Consider the following 17,337-nt stretch of genomic DNA (forward strand, 5'->3'; position numbering starts at 1 on the left):
CGTCGATGCCGCAAGGATGATCATGATCTCTCGAAGATTCCCCTGCTTTTTTATTCTGGCCATTCTCTCCCTTTATGGCTGCCTTCACTTCGATTCGCGGTCCAGCCTTCTGATGGGCCAGACCCCCCTTACCCTCCCGGATGAATCTCTCTCCCGCTCCAAAACTTACTATGATTATCTGGTGGCTCAGCATTACCTTCAAGAAAAGCAGATCGACGACGCAACCGCGGCATACGGTGACGCGGTACAAAGAGATCCCAATTCTCCCATTCTGCTGACGGAGCTGGCAGCCCTCTACCTTCGACAGGGAAAGATGGACATGGCCCTCAAACTGATCGGCGAGGCTACCACCTACGATCTGACATATGAACCAGCCTATATGCTCCAGGGGCAGCTCTACACGGCCACCGGCAACAACGCCAAAGCAATCGCGGCGTACAAGCGCGTGATCGAGCTCAATCCTTCCAATGAAGATGCCCACCTTCTACTGGGAGCCCTCTATGCCCAGGAAGGCCGTTTTTCAGAAGCTGTGGAAACCTTCGAGCACCTCCGGGTCCTTATCCCGGACAATCCTGCAGCCATTTACTACAAGGCGCGCGTCTTTCTCGATATGAAATTCTACAACCAGGCCGAGATCATGTACCGCGAGATCCTTTCCATGGACCCCAATTTCGAAAGTGCATTGTTGGATCTTGCATACATTTATGAGGTCACCAACCGTTCCAGCGCCGCCGAAAAAACCTACAAACGCATTCTTGCATCGGATGCATCCAGCACCCAGGCACGGGCACGCCTGGGAAATCTTTATATGCGGGAGAACAGGCTCGACAAGGCCCTGCAGGAGTTTGAACAAATGCTGGTGGTGAATCCGAAGGACGTGGAAACGCGTCTCAAGATAGGTTTGATCCAGCTGCAGCGCAGGAACTATGACGAAGCCATCCAGGCCTTCAATATGCTGCTCAAGGAAGAGCCCCAATATGATCAGGCCCTCTATTATCTCGCATCGGCCTACCAGGAAAAGGACTTGGTCGATCAGGCAATCCGCACCTTCAGGATGATCCCCCCCGAGAGTCCCCTCTGGAGCACCACCCAGATCCGTATTGCCCTCCTCCTGGCCAAGCAGGGGGAATCGGCCAAAGGGGCCGAGGTGCTCGAAGCCGCCCTGGAGAAGCAGCCCGATTTGCCGGATTTTTATCTTTATCTTGCCGTCATTTATGAAGAGCAGGGCAAGTATGAGGAGGCCGTCAAGGTGCTGGACAGGGGGGTGGAAAAGGCAGGAGAGGACCCCGACATCCTTTTTCGTAAAGGCGTTCTCCTGGATAAAAAAGGCAAGAAGGAAGAGGCCATCAAGGTCATGCAGAGGATCCTGGCCATAGAGCCCAAAAATCCAAATGCCCTCAACTACGTGGGGTATACTTACGCGGATATGGGCATCCGTCTCCTGGAAGCCAAGCAAATGGTCAAAACCGCTCTCGAACTGCAACCCGACGATGGTTACATTATGGATAGTCTTGCCTGGGTCTACCACAAGCTCGGACAGGACAGAAGAGCGCTCGAAATTATACTGCAGGCGGTGAAAAGAGTCCCCAACGATCCCATCATCTTTGAGCATCTGGGGGATATCTACTCCAGCCTGGGAAAGAAGAGCAAAGCCCTGGAGGGTTATCGAAAAGCGCTCGAAGCAGGGCACTCCGAGCCCGATACCATCAAGAGGAAGATCGAACGTATCCAATGAGAAGATCAGTGTGCATATTTTTCCTGGGGTTCGCAGCGGTGCTCTTGACCGTGAGCGGATGTTCACGGTTTGTCGGTCCTGCAGAAAGGCCCATGCCTTTGGCGGAAGAAGAGTGGAGGGCCGCCCTCGGAGACCGAGGCAGGCACTGGCAGAAATATACGGCAAGCTTTCACCTCAGGGCCGACAGCGCCAAGGGAAAATATCCTTTGCGCGCCGTCGTCCTGGCCGACCTGCCCGACCGGCTGCGCCTGGAAGCATTCAACCTCTTCGGTCAGACTCTCGGGGTGATCATTTACAACAAGGGGGAATCCAGCCTCTGGGTCCCCAGCGAAAAAACCCTTTACACCGCACGCAAGCCCGAGGTGCTGACCCAGCATTTCCTGGGAGTCTCTCTGCCGTTGAACGTGCTGGGGTATAGCCTGGCGGCGAGTTTGCCTCCCGAACAACTGGAAACCTTCAAGCTTCTCTCGGAACGGTCCCGGTGGGTGGGCCAATCTCAGGCCAGGGACGACGGCTGGCGCTACGAGTGGTCATTTCTGTCTCAACCCATGACGTTCAAAGCCTTTGAAGCACGCCAGGGGCTTTGGCATTACACCGTGAATTACGATCCTCCGGTACCCCTGGAAGTAACGGAAAGCCCTCGCAGAATTGCCTTTCTGTCGTCGGATTGGCAAATGGATGTGACCATTGACCAGATTCAGACCGCATCCCATATGTGGGACGATCTTTTTCTCCCCTCTTTCCCGGGAGGAGTGCGGAGGGTCAGTCTGGACGAGCACCCATGACAGAATCGGGCACATCGGAAAAGCGGTTTGTCGTCGATGTCATGATGGGAAAACTTGCCAAATGGCTGCGTGTTCTAGGGTTTGACACACGCTACCGGCGTTTGGATCGGCTGCAAACCGTAGAGCGTTTTTCAAGGGAAGGCTTTTTGATTCTAACGCGCTCACGGCGATGGTCGGAGCATTCCCGGGTCTCCATTCTTTCTTCCAACGATCCCATGGATCAACTCCGGGAGGTCATGGCGAGGATACCTGTTGCACCCGGGGATGTTCGCCTTTTGCACCGCTGCATTCGGTGCAATGAAAGACTGTCCAAACTGGCCCGCAGTTTGGCCTTAAGCCATGTTCCCGATTACGTTTTCGAAACAAATGTTTCATTTTACCACTGCCCAAAGTGTAATAAAGTCTACTGGTCCGGAAGTCATCCGAGGCGCATGATAGATCGTTTGCAGGATGAACTGGGATGGAGCGTATCGATGAATGAGCAGACAGGAGGGTAAGTATGAGCGGCATCGTCAAGACCATTTTGGATATACTTCAAAAGTCGGGTTACTTTTCCCTGGAGTACGGGCAGATTTTTTCTTCCTATATACTGAAATTTCTTAAGCAGCGCATGCAGAGCTGGAAGAAATGCTCCTTGCATAAAGGGCTGACGAAGGCGCAGGGAAAGCTGGGATCGGAAATTTACGCCCACTATAAACAGGGCCAGACCAACTGGCTGGAAATGCCCGAAGTGAAGCAGGCCCTCCAGCGCGTCGAGGAAGCCGAAGCCTTGTTGTTTCAGGTGGATGAAGTGCTAGCGAACATCGAGAGAAGCCACGAATCCAAAAAGGAAGCGATTCGGGAGAAATATTCGGCCAAGCGGGCGAATATGGGCGGCGACGACGCATCATAAGAGGACATTCGGTTCCCGGGGAGCCGTGCGGCATGGGGGGATTCTTTCCCCCACCGCGGCTCCCGTCACTCCCGGTTCATTCCTCCCCCTGTAGACTATCCCAGCTGCCTCGATTCCAACTGTCAGGCCCTTCCACAGTCCGATGGATCTCCCTGGATCTTTTCCAGTGTGTGTGAGAGCGCCGGCAGGATGACTTCGAGGTTTTCGAGAGCTCCTTTTGGGCTTCCCGGCAGATTGACGATCAAGGTTGCGCCGCGGATGCCGACCACTGCACGCGAAATCATCGCGTGGGGAGTCTTCTGAAGGCCTGCGGCCCGCATGGCCTCCGCCATCCCGGGAATCATGCGGTCCACCACGGATGCCGTGGCGTCCGGTGTGACATCGCGGGGCGATACCCCGGTCCCTCCCGTCGTGATGATGAGAGCTACCTTCTTCTCGTCGGCATACAGGCACAACGTCCTGGATATTTGTGAAACTTCGTCCGGTATGATCTCCCGGTACGGGACATCATACCCTGCAGCCTCCAGGCGGTCGAGGAGCTTGCTCCCGGACGTATCTTCACGCTCCCCTCGCGATCCGCGGTCGCTGACCGTGATCAAGGCTGTCGTCCGACTGAACTGATGGCCACCGGGAGTAAGGCCATGCCCACCGTTGCCATGATGCAGACTCATTCGCGCCTCCCTGTGCGTTCCGGGGATGAAACCCGATGGATAGAACTGGGAACTCACCCAGTACGAACAAGAAGCGGGCGGGGATTATCCCCAGCCCGCATGAATACACATTGATCCGCGCAATCCCGTGGAACACGGGTGGCGGGCTATTTTTCCTCTTCCTTGCTGGCTTCTATAATTTTTTCCTGGAGCTGAGCCGGGACTTCTTCGTAATGGGAAAATTTCATGGTGAACATGCCGCGTCCCGCCGTCATGGAGCGAAGGTCAGGAGCATATTTAAGCACCTCGGACAGGGGAACGTTTGCTTTAACGATTTGTTTCTTGCCCTTGCTTTCCATGCCGAGCACCCTGCCTCGCCTGGAGTTCAGATCTCCAATGATGTCCCCCATGCAATCGTCGGGGACAGTAATTTCCATGATGACAATGGGCTCCAGCAGCGTGGGCTTCGCTTCCATGATCGCCTTCTTGAAAGCCATGGAACCGGCGATCTTGAAAGCCATTTCAGAGGAATCAACGGGATGGAAAGACCCGTCGACGAGATCGACCTTGAAATCCACAACGGGGTAGCCTGCCAGAGGTCCCTCGGGGAGAGCTTCGGCAATGCCTTTTTCAACGGCGGGAATGTACTGCTTGGGAATGACGCCGCCGACGATCTTGTCATAGAATTTGAAACCTTCACCTCGCGGCAGGGGCTCCATCTCGATCCAGCAATCGCCATACTGGCCACGGCCTCCAGACTGCTTTTTGTATTTACCCTGGATGCGCGTTTTACCCTTGATCGTCTCTTTGTAAGTGACCTTGGGGAGCTTAAGGTTCACCTCCACCCCGAATTTCCTCTTCAGCTTGTCGATGGTCGCTTCTATATGAATCTCACCCATTCCCGAAAGGATCATCTCCTTGGTCTCTTCCTTCCGTTCGAGCTTCAGGGTCAGATCCTCTTCCAGCAATCGATAGAGAGAGGAGAAGATCTTCTCTTCATCACCTTTGCTCTTGGGTTCCACAGCGAGAGAATAAATGGCGGGAGGCAGTTCGACGGGGGGAAATACGATGGGATCCTTTTCAGAGCAGAGCGTGTCCTGGGTCGTGGTTTCCTTGAGCTTTGCCACGGCAACAATATCGCCGGGACCAGCCGATTGAATGGGCTCCTGGTTTTTCCCCTTCAACCGCAGCAATTGCCCAAACCGTTCCTTGCTGCTCTTGGTTGAATTCAAGACCGTGGAATCCGGGGTCAATGTGCCGGAAAAGACACGCAAAATAGAAAGCCGGCCGGCGTAGGGATCGCTGATCGTCTTGATGACGAGAGCGCTCAGTGGGGCGTTGGGGTCGGGTTGTCTCACGACTTCAGCATCCCCTTGAGAATTCAAGCCCTTCTTTTCGCCCTGATCCTGCGGAGAGGGGAAACACTCCACGATCAAATCCATGAGAGGCTGAATGCCTATATTTGAAGCGCCGGACCCACACGTGATGGGAATCAGCTTTCCCGAGATGACAGCACCCCGCAGCCCGTTCTTCACCTCTTCCGCGCTCAGTTCACCCTCTTCCAGGTATTTTTCCAGAAGCTCATCACTGGACTCCGCTACCCGCTCGACCACTTCCTCCTTGTACTGAGCTACCTGGTCCGCCAACTCGGGGGGCATATCCTTGACTTCGAACTGACCACTGTCCCCCTTGGTGTAGTAGTAGGCTTTGGCGTTGAGGATATCGACAACCCCCTGGCAATTTTCCGCTACGCCGATGGGAAGCTGAAGCGGCACGCAGGATTTTCCAAAATTGGCCTGGACATCCTGGATCGTTTTCTGAAAGTCTGCCCGTTCTTTGTCTATTTTGCTGACAAAAATGATGCGCGGCTGACCCATCTCGTCAGCAAACTCCCACACCTTTTCCGTTTGAACGCGAACCCCGTCGATGGCATCCGTCAGGACCAGCACGGCATCGGCACCCTGCATGGAGGTTTTGGTCTCTGCAATGAAGTTGAAATCGCCCGGCGTGTCGATGACCGTCAGTTGATGCTTCTTCCAGTTCAGGGTATTGAAAGCCGTGCTGATGGTGATCTTTCGCTTCACCTCTTCGGGCTCATAATCCATGATGGATGTGCCCTCATCCGTCTTTCCGAGCCGAGTCGTCACTCCGGCATTGAACAGCATGGCCTCAGCCAAAGAGGTTTTGCCTGCACCACCATGGGAGATGATAGCGAAAGTTCGAACATTTTTTGTTTCATCTGTCATGTCTCTTCCTTTCTCAGATCAATACGGCCCTTCTCGGCCGGGCTCACTACCGTTGACGACTCCTCAAGACAAAATCATTACACTGGAAACTCCACATCCGAAACCTGGATGATTCTCGCCTGTATGGCATGAATATGAGCAATTTAAGAAGCGGCAGAAGGTCTTCTGCCCGCTTTCTCCAGCCGATCTTTTTCCCTATCCCTCTTTGGTTCAATATTTGGAAATCTCGGGAAAAATCAGTGTGAGAAAATAGGGCAAATTCCGATCTAAAGTCAAGTTAATTCCTGCCATTCCTTCCTTGCCGCCCTTCCAAGGAGACCTCTTACCGCTTACCGCGAAGAAGCTTTCAAAGGATCCCCTTGATGGTATTGCAAACAACTGCCATACCTGCCACGATTCAGAATGACAAGAGCCGGGTGTCAAGAATGACATCCGGCTCTTGCTCGCCAAGAAACATTGGGGAAACAAATCCTGCCATTACATAGGCAATCGATTCAGAATCTCCTGCTCAAGATATTGACCCTTCTTCGCACGGGATCACTGGAGGGGCTGTTTAATTATGATATTAGAGTAAGCTGAGTTTCCATAGGAATTGTACGATCTGACTCGATATCTATAAACTGAATACTTGCTCAGGCCCGTATTTGAAAACGTGTTGATATTGGGTCCAACCGTGGCGATTTGCCTGAAATATGTGCAGGTAGAACCTGTGCAACGTTCGATTTTAAAACCTGTCTCATTGTTGGAATTATCCGCCCATGAAAGATCGATCTGCGTGCTGGAAGACGCCGCTGCACTTAAGCCAGTGGGAGCCACTGGACGGATTGCCGCAGGTGTCTCAGCGGTAGCCGTGTTTGAATAGTTGGAATTGCCACTCGAATTGTAGGCACGCACTCTGTAGGTATACGATGCCCCTCCCGCAAGCCCGGAATTATTGTAAGTCCTGACACCTGCCCCCAGCGTTGCGATTTGCGAAAAGGACGTACACCCAGATCCCTTACAACGCTCGATCTTGAATCCGCTCTCGTTGCTCGAATTATCTGTCCAGGAAAGATTAATCTGGGTGCTGGAAAAAGCCGTTGCACTCAAACCACTGGGAGCCGCAGGACCGGTCGGTACCGCGGGTGTCGCAGCGGTAGCCGCGTCTGAATATTTGGAGTTGCCACTCGAATTGTAGGCGCACACTCTGTAGGTATACGATGCCCCTCCTGCAAGCCCGGAATTGTTGTAAGTCTTGACACCTGCCCCCACCGTTGCGATTTGCGAAAAGGACGTACACCCAGATCCCGTACAGCGCTCAATCTTGAAACCACTCTCGTTGCTCGAATTATCCACCCAGGAAAGATTAATCTGGGTACTGGAAGAAGCCGTTGCACTCAAACCACTGGGAGCCGCAGGACCAGTCAGTACCGCTGGGGTCAAAGCGGTGGCAGTCTTTGAGTAGTCGGAATTGCCACCCGAATTGTAGGCACGCACTCTGTAGGTATACGATTCCCCCCCCGCAAGGCCGGAATTGTTGTAAGTCTTGACACCCGCCCCCACCGTTGTGATTTGGGAAAAGGACGTACACCCAGATCCCGTACAGCGCTCAATCTTGAAACCACTCTCGTTGCTCGAATTATCCGTCCAGGAAAGATTAATCTGGGTACTGGAAAAGGCCGTTGCACTCAGGTCACTCGGAGCCGCCGGTGCAGCTGGAGGAGGGGTGGGTTGATAATAACCTTCATACGCTATGGTATAGAATCCAAAGTGTGTTAAACTTTTAAGTTCATTGTATGAAATTTTAAAATATCCTGCTTCTCCCCAACCGGTACCCCAGCTGTTTTTCACCAGAAAACATTGGGCACTATCATCATAACCCACGAGCAAAACAGCATGCCCCCCCTGATAGGTTCCTGAAGTATAGCTATAAATACCCTGGTGATAATAATAAAAGTCCTCATAGACATCCATAGTAGTGACCAGAGGTCCATAGGTAAATAGCGCATCCTTAAGGATAGATACGGTTGGAGTAGTGTAAGTAACCCAATGCCAGCTCATTATCGCATCTGTACTCTTCTGCCAGTCAGAACACATATAGCCGCAGGAAGTATTGGCTGCAGTGTAATTGAAACAGTTTTCAGTAGGTAAGCCACTACCAGAAGCAGAGATATAGTTTGATGCACGGTCAATATACCCTCCATTGCAGCTTCCCGCACCACTGCACGATACGAGAGTCTGTTCGGCCAAATCCTTGTTGACGCCACCTGTGGCTATGGCTACTTGAGATTCGAGAGCAGCCGTTGTAGCAAAAGCCCAACAGCTTCCGCAAGCCTTCTGATCCTTCACTGGGGTGACATAATTCATTCCATTCGATCGCCAGTCAAAGCTCCCAACAGGGGCAGCCAAGGATATCGGCGCGGAAGCTGTAAGCAACTCCTCATCGTTCTGGGACTCTTGAGCAGTCGGTTTGATGAGGCCAACACGTTTTCTCTTTTGCTCCAGAGGCAATTTCGAAACGGATGTCTCTTCGGCAGACCATCGAGCCCGTTTACCTCCAATTGCCTTTCTTATCCGACCGAGTTCTCCTTCCTCAGCAAAACCTAATGAACTGAAAATGAAGATAGAAAGAATGAAAAGTGCTACTGTACTAAACAAAAATTTTTGCCCTTTGACATCTCTCGGAAGAAGCATTTGGTTCTCCTTTTTGTGAAGATATTTCATAGCCTCCAATGTTAGCGTCCAGCAGGACTTTCCATCATTGACAATTTTTCAGAATGTCTCCAATTTTAGGGCGTCCAAAAAAGACCGGAATCGCCCAGATTCTTTACCCGGTTTTTGGTCTGTCGGAATTTCCGGGAAAATAGCCGCCACATCTTGACTCAGGAGGCTTTCGCCGGGTCCAAAAACCGGGAAACGGCCGAAAGCCGATTTGGACGCCCTACTCCAATTTGTGCGGAGCTCATAAAATTGTTGCAGAATTTTTGTCTTCAAACTCTAGGCAGCAGATACTCTTACTCTAGAAAAACGTTTTCTTCATTTCGTTTCTAAAATTTCCAAAATGAGATTGAATTATTAAAGATTCTAGATAAATTTGTGTCAGCAAAAAGTATACCCCCTTATGAAATGCAAAGAATCACTCGCAGGGGCTAGAGAAATCGCTGCCAACGGATTTGAAATAAATTACGGAATTAAATCAATAAAATCAAAATCGAAATTCCGCCTAACACAAGAGAGATACTTGAAAATGACAAATAGCTGGGATCTCATCGTGATTCCAACACGATCCCCGTTTACGATTCAAAAAGGGACATACTCAGGCACTGGCTGGGAGTGGTAATGGAGCTCCATAAGTGCAATAATACAATTCATCCAAATGAAAATCTGAACTGTGGAGATTATTGGCTCTTTTCTCATTGATTTTTTTCCCTTGTATGTTAGTTAGCTGACTTTTTTGTGAGAATATTTTTCATCTATGTCTTCTAGATCCTGCTAGCTATCTAAATATGTTAAAGAAATAGAATTGAAGTCTTAAGGGCGGGTGAACCACGATGCGACGCTGGATAGATTTAAGGCAATGGTATGTGGGCAGAATGTAGAGAACGCTTTCTCTCTCATCTGCGCTACGAGCGGGGCCTGAGTGAAGAAACCCTTCGCGCCTACGCGGGCGACCTGGCCCAGTTGCAGGAGTATTATGCTGCGAATACGGGAGAGAAGGATGTCGATCTTGACTCGGTGACATCGGAATTCATTCGGGGTTTCTTAGCGTCTCTGCACAAGCGTCTTGAAAAGACGAGCCAGGCGCGGAAACTTTCTACCCTGCGGACATTTTTCCACTACCTCAATGACAATGGGTTGTATGATAAGAACCCTACGGAATGGATCTCCGCCCCCAAAACGACACGGAAGATCCCTTCCTTCATGGGAGTGGACGACGTGTTCCACTTTCTGGACGCCCTGCGGCAGGCTGCCGTCGCCAAAGGAAGCTCCTGGAGGCGCTGTCGCAACTGGGCGCTTTTCGAATCTCTTTACTCGACGGGGATACGCGTTGGAGAGCTCGTCAACCTGGATGAAATGGATGTGTCTTTTGAACGGGGCATGGTCAGAGTCGTGGGAAAGGGATCGAAAGAACGGATTGTCCCCATTGGGAAAAAGGCCCTGGATTCCATAGCGACTTATCAGAAGTCCCTCCAGAGCCAGTTTCCGGCATCACGCCTGCGGGATCGTCCGCTCTTCCGCAATGCCCGGGGAGGGAGACTCTCGGCTCGCTCCGTCCATCGTATCCTCCTAGTGGAAATGAAGCGGTGCGGCCTCTGGCAGCATTTGAGTCCTCACGGGCTGAGGCACACCTTTGCCACGCATCTTCTCAATGCCGGCGCAGACCTTCGAGCCATCCAGGAAATGCTTGGACATTCTTCACTCTCCACAACTCAGCGTTACACGCACGTGCACATGGACCAGCTCATGAAGACTTACGACAGCGCGCACCCTCGCAGCCGAAAGCCAAAATGATGATGCTGCCGGCAGACAGGGTTTGCTGACTTTGGCCGACGGATCCAGGCACAAAATGAACCTTCAAAGGGAGGCCGTGGGATTTCCGGAATCAGCTCGACCAAGCCTTCTGTCACACTATAACTTCACGAAAGGAGACCGATTTCATCATGGCTGAATCCATCATGCACGGGACAACGATTCTTGCCATCCGAAGGAATGGACAGGTGGTGATCGCCGGAGACGGCCAGGTGACTCTGGGCGACACGGTCATGAAGCACCGGGCACGAAAAGTTCGAAAGATGTATAATGATAAAATTCTTACAGGGTTTGCCGGAGCTACCGCCGACGCGTTTACTCTTTTTGAAAAGCTCGAGGGTAAGCTCGAGCAATACAATGGCAACCTGAAACGGGCGGCCGTGGAACTGGCCAAGGACTGGCGGATGGACCGAGCCCTTCGGCGCCTGGAAGCCCTTTTGATCGCCGCAGACCTCAACGACTGTTTTATCCTGAGCGGAACCGGAGACGTCATCGAGCCCGACGATGGTCTGGCGGCGGTGGGGTCGGGAGCGCCTTACGCGCTGGCGGCCGCACGGGCACTGACCTTGCACACGACGCTGCCCGTACGTCAGATCGCTGAAGAAGCCATGAAAATTGCGGCGTCCATCTGTATCTACACCAACACGGAATTTACCCTGGAGGAGCTCTAGTCCGATGCAACAACCCCTGACACCTGCGGAAATCGTGCGAGAACTGGACAAATACATCATAGGCCAACGGGATGCCAAGCGCATGGTGGCCATCGCTCTCCGGAACCGCTGGCGGCGTCAGCAGGTACCGGAGCATTTGAGGGACGAGATTGCCCCCAAGAACATCATCATGATCGGCCCCACAGGAGTCGGGAAAACAGAGATCGCTCGCCGTCTCGCGCGGTTGGCCCAGTCCCCCTTTCTCAAAATCGAGGCGAGTAAATTTACAGAAGTGGGATATGTTGGCCGCGATGTGGAATCCATGATTCGGGACCTCATGGAACTGGCCGTCAGTATGGTGCGCACCGAAGAGATGGAGGCGGTCAAAATGCGGGCGGAGGAGATCACCGAAGAAAAACTCCTGGATATTCTCCTGCCCCCCAAGAGACAGGCTGAATCGCGGGAGTCGGCATCCGATCAGACGGAAAATCTCAGAGCAGCATTGGAAGAATCCGAACAAGCCGATTCCACCCGGGAAAAGCTCAGAAAGCTCCTGAGGAAAGGGGCCCTGGACGACCGCTATGTCGACCTGGAAGTCCCAGACCGCAATGTACCCATGGTGGAAATATTCGCGGGAGCCGGCATGGAGGACATGGACTACAACTTCCGGGAAATGCTCGGTTCCATGATGCCCCGACGGACCAAGAGGCGGAAAGTCAAAATTCCCGAAGCGCGTGAGATTCTCGTTCAGGACGAATCCCAGCGTCTGATCGATATGGACAAGGTCATCAAGTCCGCCGTCGAGCGCGTGGAGCATTCCGGCATCATCTTTCTGGACGAAATCGATAAAATCGCAGGCCGTGAATCCACCAAGGGCCCTGACGTTTCACGCGAGGGCGTGCAGCGCGATCTTCTGCCCATCGTGGAAGGGTCCACCGTGACCACCAAATACGGCATGGTGAAAACCGACCACATCCTCTTCATTGCCTCGGGAGCGTTCCACATTTCCAAGCCTTCGGACCTGATCCCCGAGCTTCAGGGAAGGTTCCCCATCCGCGTGGAACTGCAGTCCCTTACGAAGGAGGACTTTCTGCGCATTCTGAAGGAGCCCGAGAACGCCTTGATCGTTCAATACGAATCGCTCCTGGCGACAGAAGAAGTAAAGCTCGTTTTCCATGAGGACGCCATCGAGGAGATCGCCTCCATCGCCTACCAGGTCAACAGCAGGACGGAAAACATTGGAGCGCGGCGTCTGCACACGATCATGGAGAAGCTTCTGTCGGAAATTTCCTTCAATGCCCCCGACCTCAAGGGACAGGAAATTCCCATCACCAGCGCGTACGTCCGGGAAACCCTGCAGGAAATCGTTAAAGACGAAGATCTGAGCCGATACATTCTCTAACCGGCAGGAGCAGGCGGCTTGACCCGGCCGCAGCGTTCTACGGTATTTTCAAGAGGTGGCGTATGATGGAAAAAGCGAATATTTTAATCGAAGCACTCCCCTATATCCGCCGTTTCTACCAGGAAACGGTGGTGATCAAATACGGCGGCCACGCCATGGTGGCTGAAGATCTGAAAGAGTCCTTCGCCAAGGACATCGTGCTCATGAAGCATATTGGAATCAATCCCGTGGTCGTCCATGGCGGTGGGCCTCAGATCGCCCAGATGCTGGAGCGCATCGGCAAGCAGAGCGACTTCTGCGGTGGGATGCGTGTGACCGATCCCGATACCATGGACGTCGTGGAGATGGTCCTGGCGGGAAAGATCAACAAAGACATCGTTTCCATGGTGAATCGGCACGGAGGACGCGCCATCGGGCTCAGCGGCAAGGATGCAAAGCTTATCGAAGCACGCAAGCTTCACGTGTTTCGCTATCAGGGGGATGACAGGCCGCCCGAGATCATCGACATCGGAATGGTGGGCGAAGTGCAGCGCATCAATGTGGAAATCATCCAGGCCCTCGAAAGAAGCAACATCATTCCCATCATTGCCCCCGTGGGGGTGGGGGAGCACGGCGAGACGTACAATATCAATGCGGACCTGGTGGCCGGCCATATCGCGGGAGCTTTGAAGGCCAAGAAGCTGATCCTCATGACGGATGTTGAAGGAGTCCTCGACAAAGAAGGACGACTCATTCCCAGCATGACCCTGGCGGAAGCCGCTGATGCCCTCCAGGACGAGACCCTGAAAGGCGGCATGATCCCCAAAGTCCAGTGCTCCATGGATGCGGTGCAGGCAGGGGTCAAGAAAGTGCATATCGTGGACGGGCGCATTCCCCATGCGGTGCTCCTTGAAATGTTTACGGACGCGGGCATCGGCACCGAGATTTTCAAAAAGCGCCCCAAAGAAAAGAAATCATATGAGTGAAGCATGAGCACTCCATAGCATAACGGAATGAAAGCCATGGACGACGCTCCCGGTTCCGGTTCGGTGCCGGTGTGCGTTTGTGGTGAAGGACCAAGGAGCAATTTGATGGAAAATATACAGGCAGCCTGTCAGGAGCACATTTGCAATACCTACGCAAGACTTCCCGTCGTCTTTGTCCGGGGAGAAGGATGCAGGTTGTGGGATGATACGGGCAGGGAATATCACGACTTTTTGGCTGGAATCGCCGTCTGCAACCTGGGGCATGCGCACCCCGTTCTCGCGGACATCCTCTGCCGGCAGGCCAAGACTCTGATCCATGTGTCGAATCTTTTTTTCACGACGCCTCAGGTGCGACTGGCGGCGGAATTGACACGACATTCTTTTGCAGATAAGGTGTTTTTTTCCAACAGTGGAGCCGAAGCCAATGAAGCGGCCATCAAGATCGCCCGCAAATACAGCAAGGACCGCCACGGTCTGGGGCGTTTTCACATCATCACCATGAAAGACTCGTTTCATGGCAGGACCCTCGCCACACTGTCGGCCACTGGACAGGAAAAGGTTCACAAAGGGTTTGAACCCCTTGTAGAGGGATTCACTTTTGTCGACTTCAATTCGCTGGAAGCGGTGGAAGCCGCCATAACGGACAAGACCTGTGCCGTCATGGTGGAGCCCATACAGGGAGAGGGGGGCATCAACATTCCGGATCCCGGCTACCTGAAGGAGCTGAAAGCCCTCTGCGAGAGCCGTGATCTCCTGCTCATTTTCGACGAGGTCCAGGTGGGGATGGGACGGACAGGGACGCTGTTCGCCTACGAGCAGGAAGGTGTTTCGCCGGACATCATGACTCTGGCGAAAGCCCTGGGAAACGGACTTCCCATCGGCGCCATGCTGACAACGGAAGCGGTGGCCAGGACATTTGTCCCAGGCAGTCATGCCACCACTTTTGGCGGGACTCCCCTGGTGACTTCTGTTGCTCTGGGGGTTCTCGAACACATAGCGGAGGCTTCTTTCCTGGAGAGAGTGAACCGGACAGGGCATTATTTCATGGATCGCCTGAAGGAGCTCCAGGCACGACACAGCGTGATCTACGACGTCCGCGGGCGAGGACTCATGGTAGGGCTGGAGCTCACCCGACCCGGGCAGGTCATTGTGGAAAAACTCTTGAAGAGGGGTTTTGTCATCAACTGCACCCATGAAAAGGTGCTTCGATTTGTCCCCCCCCTGATTGTGACTCAGCAGGATATCGATCGGCTCATCGAGGCGTTGGACGCGGTGCTGAAAGAGGAGACGGCATGAAGCGCGATTTGTTGACGATTCGGGATCTTTCACCCCCGGAGATTCTCCGGTTGATTTCCCGTGCCGGGGAAATGAAAGCACAATGGTCTCAGGGATCCTTTCAGCCGACGCTCACGGGGAAAGTTCTCGGGCTCGTTTTCGTGAAGCCTTCCACCCGAACCCGCGTTTCTTTCGAATCCGCCGTGTACCGTCTGGGAGGTCACTGCATCTTCATGACCGCCAATGACACTCAGATATCCCGCCAGGAGCCCCTTGCGGACATGGCACGGGTTTTGGCACGGTACGTGGACGCCATCGCCGTGCGCACATACGCTCACACGGACGTGGAAGAGCTCGCACGCTACGCATCCATCCCCGTCATCAACGCCCTGACGGATCTTTACCATCCCTGCCAGATATTGAGCGATCTGCTCACCATCAAGGAGAAGCGGGGAAGCCTGGACGACCTGTGCGTGGCATGGGTGGGGGATGGCAACAACGTGGCTCATTCCTGGATCAATGCGGCGGCGGTGCTGGGCTTTACGCTCTACCTGGCCTGCCCCAAAAATTACGAGCCAAGGGCCGAAATCCTGGAATGGGGACGCAGCCAGGGAAAGGGTAAGATCATTTCCGTAAACGATCCCGTGGAAGCGGTTCGCCAGGCGGATGTGCTCTACACGGACGTGTGGGCCAGCATGGGCCAGGAAGCCGAGGCAGAGGCCCGCAAAGAAATTTTCCGCCCTTACCAGATCAACAAGGATCTTCTCGCAGCGGCTCCTCCCCACGCCATGGTGCTCCACTGCCTGCCGGCGCATCGGGGAGAAGAAATCACCGAGGAGGTTCTGGAAGGGCCGCAATCGGTCGTGTTCGATCAGGCGGAAAACAGAATGCATCTGCAGATGGCGCTGCTGGAGTGGCTCATCCAGGAGAACAGGCGCCCCTGACCCCGCTCCATCCCGACAGTTCAAGAACCAGTGAGGAGACATTCATAAACATGAAGGTGAAAAAGGTTGTATTGGCCTATTCCGGCGGTTTGGATACGTCCATCATTTTGAAGTGGCTCATCGAAACCTATCAATGTGAAGTCGTGGCTTTCGCTGCGGATCTCGGCCAGGCCGAGGAGCTGACAGGCCTCGAAGCCAAGGCTCTGGCGACGGGAGCCGTCAAGGCCCGCATCGTGGATCTGCGCGAGGAGTTCGTCAGGGATTTCGTCTTTCCGGCTTTCAGGGCCAATGCCATTTATGAAGGCCACTATCTTTTGGGGACCTCCATCGCACGCCCCCTCATCGCCAAGCAGCAGATCCAGATCGCCCGGGAGGAAGGGGCCGATGCGGTAAGCCATGGCGCAACGGGCAAAGGCAATGACCAGGTCCGCTTTGAGTTGACCTACATGGCGTTGAATCCGGGCATAAAGGTGATCGCCCCCTGGCGTGAATGGGATCTCAGATCGCGGAACGCATTGATTGCCTTCGCCAAAGATCGGGGGATCCCCGTGCCCGTGACGCAGGAAAAACCCTACAGCTCCGACCGCAATCTTCTGCACATCAGTTATGAAGGGGGAATCCTCGAAGATCCCTGGCTGGAGCCGGATCCCAGGATGTTCACGCTGTCCGTCAATCCCGAAGACGCCCCCGATGAACCTGAAGTCATCGAAATCGACTTTGAGAAGGGAAACCCGGTGGCCATCGATGGCATGCGGTACAGCCCTGCCGATCTCCTGGCTCGCCTGAACACGCTGGGTGGAAAGCACGGTATTGGACGGGTCGATCTGGTGGAAAGCCGATTCGTGGGCATGAAGTCACGAGGGGTTTACGAAACACCGGGCGGGACGCTCATGCGGGCAGGACATCAGGCGGTGGAATCCATCACCATGGACCGTGAAGTCATGCATATTCGCGACTCGCTGGTGCCGCAGTATTCACGCCTGATTTACAACGGCTTCTGGTATTCCCCCGAAATGCGGCTCCTGCAAAGCACCATCGACATGACCCAGGAGAATGTGACGGGTACGGCCCGGCTGAAGCTCTACAAGGGAACCTGCCGCGTCATAGGGCGCAAGGCGGACCATTCCCTGTACCAGCCGAGCTTTGCAACCTTCGAAGAAGATGACGTCTATCAACAAAATGATGCCACCGGCTTCATCCGACTCAATGGTCTGAGGCTTCGCATCGAATCTCTCGTCGGCAAACAGAACTAGGAATCGGACGGGGAGAGTGGAGCCGGCACCT

The 17,337-nt window shown here is 53.7% G+C and carries 14 protein-coding genes; 11 read left to right on the plus strand and 3 right to left on the minus strand.

Features of this window, described 5'->3' with window-relative positions; all coding sequences use genetic code 11:
• The first annotated feature begins 22 nt into the window (after positions 1-22).
• The 4 genes from MWC30_RS02915 to MWC30_RS02930 are packed head-to-tail and all read left to right on the plus strand — an operon-like array spanning position 23 to position 3,412.
• Positions 23-1,735, plus strand: coding sequence for a tetratricopeptide repeat protein (locus MWC30_RS02915; protein WP_244082653.1), 1,713 nt, complete (start codon positions 23-25; stop codon positions 1,733-1,735).
• 8 nt (positions 1,736-1,743) lie between these two features.
• Positions 1,744-2,520, plus strand: coding sequence for a lipoprotein insertase outer membrane protein LolB (locus MWC30_RS02920; RefSeq protein ID WP_244082654.1), 777 nt, complete (start codon positions 1,744-1,746; stop codon positions 2,518-2,520).
• Positions 2,517-3,017 carry a Mut7-C RNAse domain-containing protein gene (locus MWC30_RS02925; protein WP_244082655.1) on the plus strand — a complete coding sequence of 167 codons (501 nt, stop codon included), beginning with the start codon at positions 2,517-2,519 and terminating at the stop codon, positions 3,015-3,017. The genes MWC30_RS02920 and MWC30_RS02925 overlap by 4 nt, the downstream gene beginning before the upstream one ends.
• Positions 3,018-3,019: 2 nt before the next feature.
• Positions 3,020-3,412 (plus strand): hypothetical protein, encoded by a 393-nt coding sequence (locus tag MWC30_RS02930; RefSeq protein ID WP_244082656.1) that lies wholly within the window; start codon positions 3,020-3,022, stop codon positions 3,410-3,412.
• A 122-nt stretch (positions 3,413-3,534) separates the two neighbouring features.
• Here the strand turns inward: MWC30_RS02930 and MWC30_RS02935 are convergent, their stop codons facing one another.
• The 3 genes from MWC30_RS02935 to MWC30_RS02945 all read right to left on the minus strand — a co-directional run bounded on the left by MWC30_RS02935 (position 3,535) and on the right by MWC30_RS02945 (position 8,981).
• Positions 3,535-4,083, minus strand: coding sequence for a molybdenum cofactor biosynthesis protein B (locus MWC30_RS02935; protein WP_244082657.1), 549 nt, complete (start codon positions 4,081-4,083; stop codon positions 3,535-3,537).
• Positions 4,084-4,229: 146 nt separating this feature from the next.
• Positions 4,230-6,308, minus strand: coding sequence for an elongation factor G (gene fusA, locus MWC30_RS02940; RefSeq protein WP_244082658.1), 2,079 nt, complete (start codon positions 6,306-6,308; stop codon positions 4,230-4,232).
• A gap of 537 nt (positions 6,309-6,845) precedes the next feature.
• On the minus strand, positions 6,846-8,981 hold the full coding sequence (locus MWC30_RS02945; RefSeq protein WP_244082659.1) for a C1 family peptidase: 2,136 nt from the start codon (positions 8,979-8,981) through the stop codon (positions 6,846-6,848).
• A gap of 888 nt (positions 8,982-9,869) precedes the next feature.
• Between MWC30_RS02945 and MWC30_RS02950 the strand changes: the two genes are divergently transcribed.
• From MWC30_RS02950 to MWC30_RS02980, 7 genes are all read left to right on the plus strand, one after another.
• Positions 9,870-10,799 (plus strand): tyrosine recombinase, encoded by a 930-nt coding sequence (locus MWC30_RS02950; RefSeq protein ID WP_244082660.1) that lies wholly within the window; start codon positions 9,870-9,872, stop codon positions 10,797-10,799.
• Between the two features lie 149 nt (positions 10,800-10,948).
• Positions 10,949-11,488 (plus strand): ATP-dependent protease subunit HslV, encoded by a 540-nt coding sequence (gene hslV / locus MWC30_RS02955; RefSeq protein ID WP_244082661.1) that lies wholly within the window; start codon positions 10,949-10,951, stop codon positions 11,486-11,488.
• A gap of 4 nt (positions 11,489-11,492) precedes the next feature.
• Positions 11,493-12,869: an ATP-dependent protease ATPase subunit HslU gene (gene hslU, locus MWC30_RS02960; RefSeq protein WP_244082662.1), complete on the plus strand. Its 1,377-nt coding sequence runs from the start codon at positions 11,493-11,495 to the stop codon at positions 12,867-12,869.
• 62 nt (positions 12,870-12,931) lie between these two features.
• Positions 12,932-13,834: an acetylglutamate kinase gene (gene argB / locus MWC30_RS02965; RefSeq protein WP_244082663.1), complete on the plus strand. Its 903-nt coding sequence runs from the start codon at positions 12,932-12,934 to the stop codon at positions 13,832-13,834.
• A 105-nt stretch (positions 13,835-13,939) separates the two neighbouring features.
• Positions 13,940-15,130, plus strand: coding sequence for an aspartate aminotransferase family protein (locus MWC30_RS02970; RefSeq protein ID WP_244082664.1), 1,191 nt, complete (start codon positions 13,940-13,942; stop codon positions 15,128-15,130).
• On the plus strand, positions 15,127-16,053 hold the full coding sequence (gene argF / locus MWC30_RS02975) for an ornithine carbamoyltransferase (protein ID WP_244082665.1): 927 nt from the start codon (positions 15,127-15,129) through the stop codon (positions 16,051-16,053). Before MWC30_RS02970 ends, argF begins: the two co-directional genes overlap by 4 nt.
• A 50-nt stretch (positions 16,054-16,103) precedes the next feature.
• A complete protein-coding gene (locus MWC30_RS02980) occupies positions 16,104-17,306 on the plus strand; it encodes an argininosuccinate synthase (RefSeq protein WP_244082666.1) in 1,203 nt (400 codons plus the stop codon).
• Positions 17,307-17,337: the final 31 nt, after the last annotated feature.

The organism is Desulforhabdus sp. TSK (assembly GCF_022836495.1).
GTDB lineage: Bacteria > Desulfobacterota > Syntrophobacteria > Syntrophobacterales > Syntrophobacteraceae > Desulforhabdus.

What these genes read in the sequence shown, in the direction of transcription:
- MWC30_RS02970 (WP_244082664.1), top strand. Translation starts at nt 13,940, where the DNA reads ATGGAAAATATACAGGCAGCCTGTCAGGAGCACATTTGCAATACCTAC.
- MWC30_RS02915 (WP_244082653.1), top strand. Translation starts at nt 23, where the DNA reads ATGATCTCTCGAAGATTCCCCTGCTTTTTTATTCTGGCCATTCTCTCC.
- MWC30_RS02930 (WP_244082656.1), top strand. Translation starts at nt 3,020, where the DNA reads ATGAGCGGCATCGTCAAGACCATTTTGGATATACTTCAAAAGTCGGGT.
- fusA (WP_244082658.1), bottom strand. Translation starts at nt 6,308, where the DNA reads ATGACAGATGAAACAAAAAATGTTCGAACTTTCGCTATCATCTCCCAT.
- hslV (WP_244082661.1), top strand. Translation starts at nt 10,949, where the DNA reads ATGGCTGAATCCATCATGCACGGGACAACGATTCTTGCCATCCGAAGG.
- MWC30_RS02935 (WP_244082657.1), bottom strand. Translation starts at nt 4,083, where the DNA reads ATGAGTCTGCATCATGGCAACGGTGGGCATGGCCTTACTCCCGGTGGC.
- MWC30_RS02980 (WP_244082666.1), top strand. Translation starts at nt 16,104, where the DNA reads ATGAAGGTGAAAAAGGTTGTATTGGCCTATTCCGGCGGTTTGGATACG.
- MWC30_RS02950 (WP_244082660.1), top strand. Translation starts at nt 9,870, where the DNA reads ATGTGGGCAGAATGTAGAGAACGCTTTCTCTCTCATCTGCGCTACGAG.
- MWC30_RS02945 (WP_244082659.1), bottom strand. Translation starts at nt 8,981, where the DNA reads ATGCTTCTTCCGAGAGATGTCAAAGGGCAAAAATTTTTGTTTAGTACA.
- MWC30_RS02925 (WP_244082655.1), top strand. Translation starts at nt 2,517, where the DNA reads ATGACAGAATCGGGCACATCGGAAAAGCGGTTTGTCGTCGATGTCATG.
- argB (WP_244082663.1), top strand. Translation starts at nt 12,932, where the DNA reads ATGATGGAAAAAGCGAATATTTTAATCGAAGCACTCCCCTATATCCGC.
- argF (WP_244082665.1), top strand. Translation starts at nt 15,127, where the DNA reads ATGAAGCGCGATTTGTTGACGATTCGGGATCTTTCACCCCCGGAGATT.
- hslU (WP_244082662.1), top strand. Translation starts at nt 11,493, where the DNA reads ATGCAACAACCCCTGACACCTGCGGAAATCGTGCGAGAACTGGACAAA.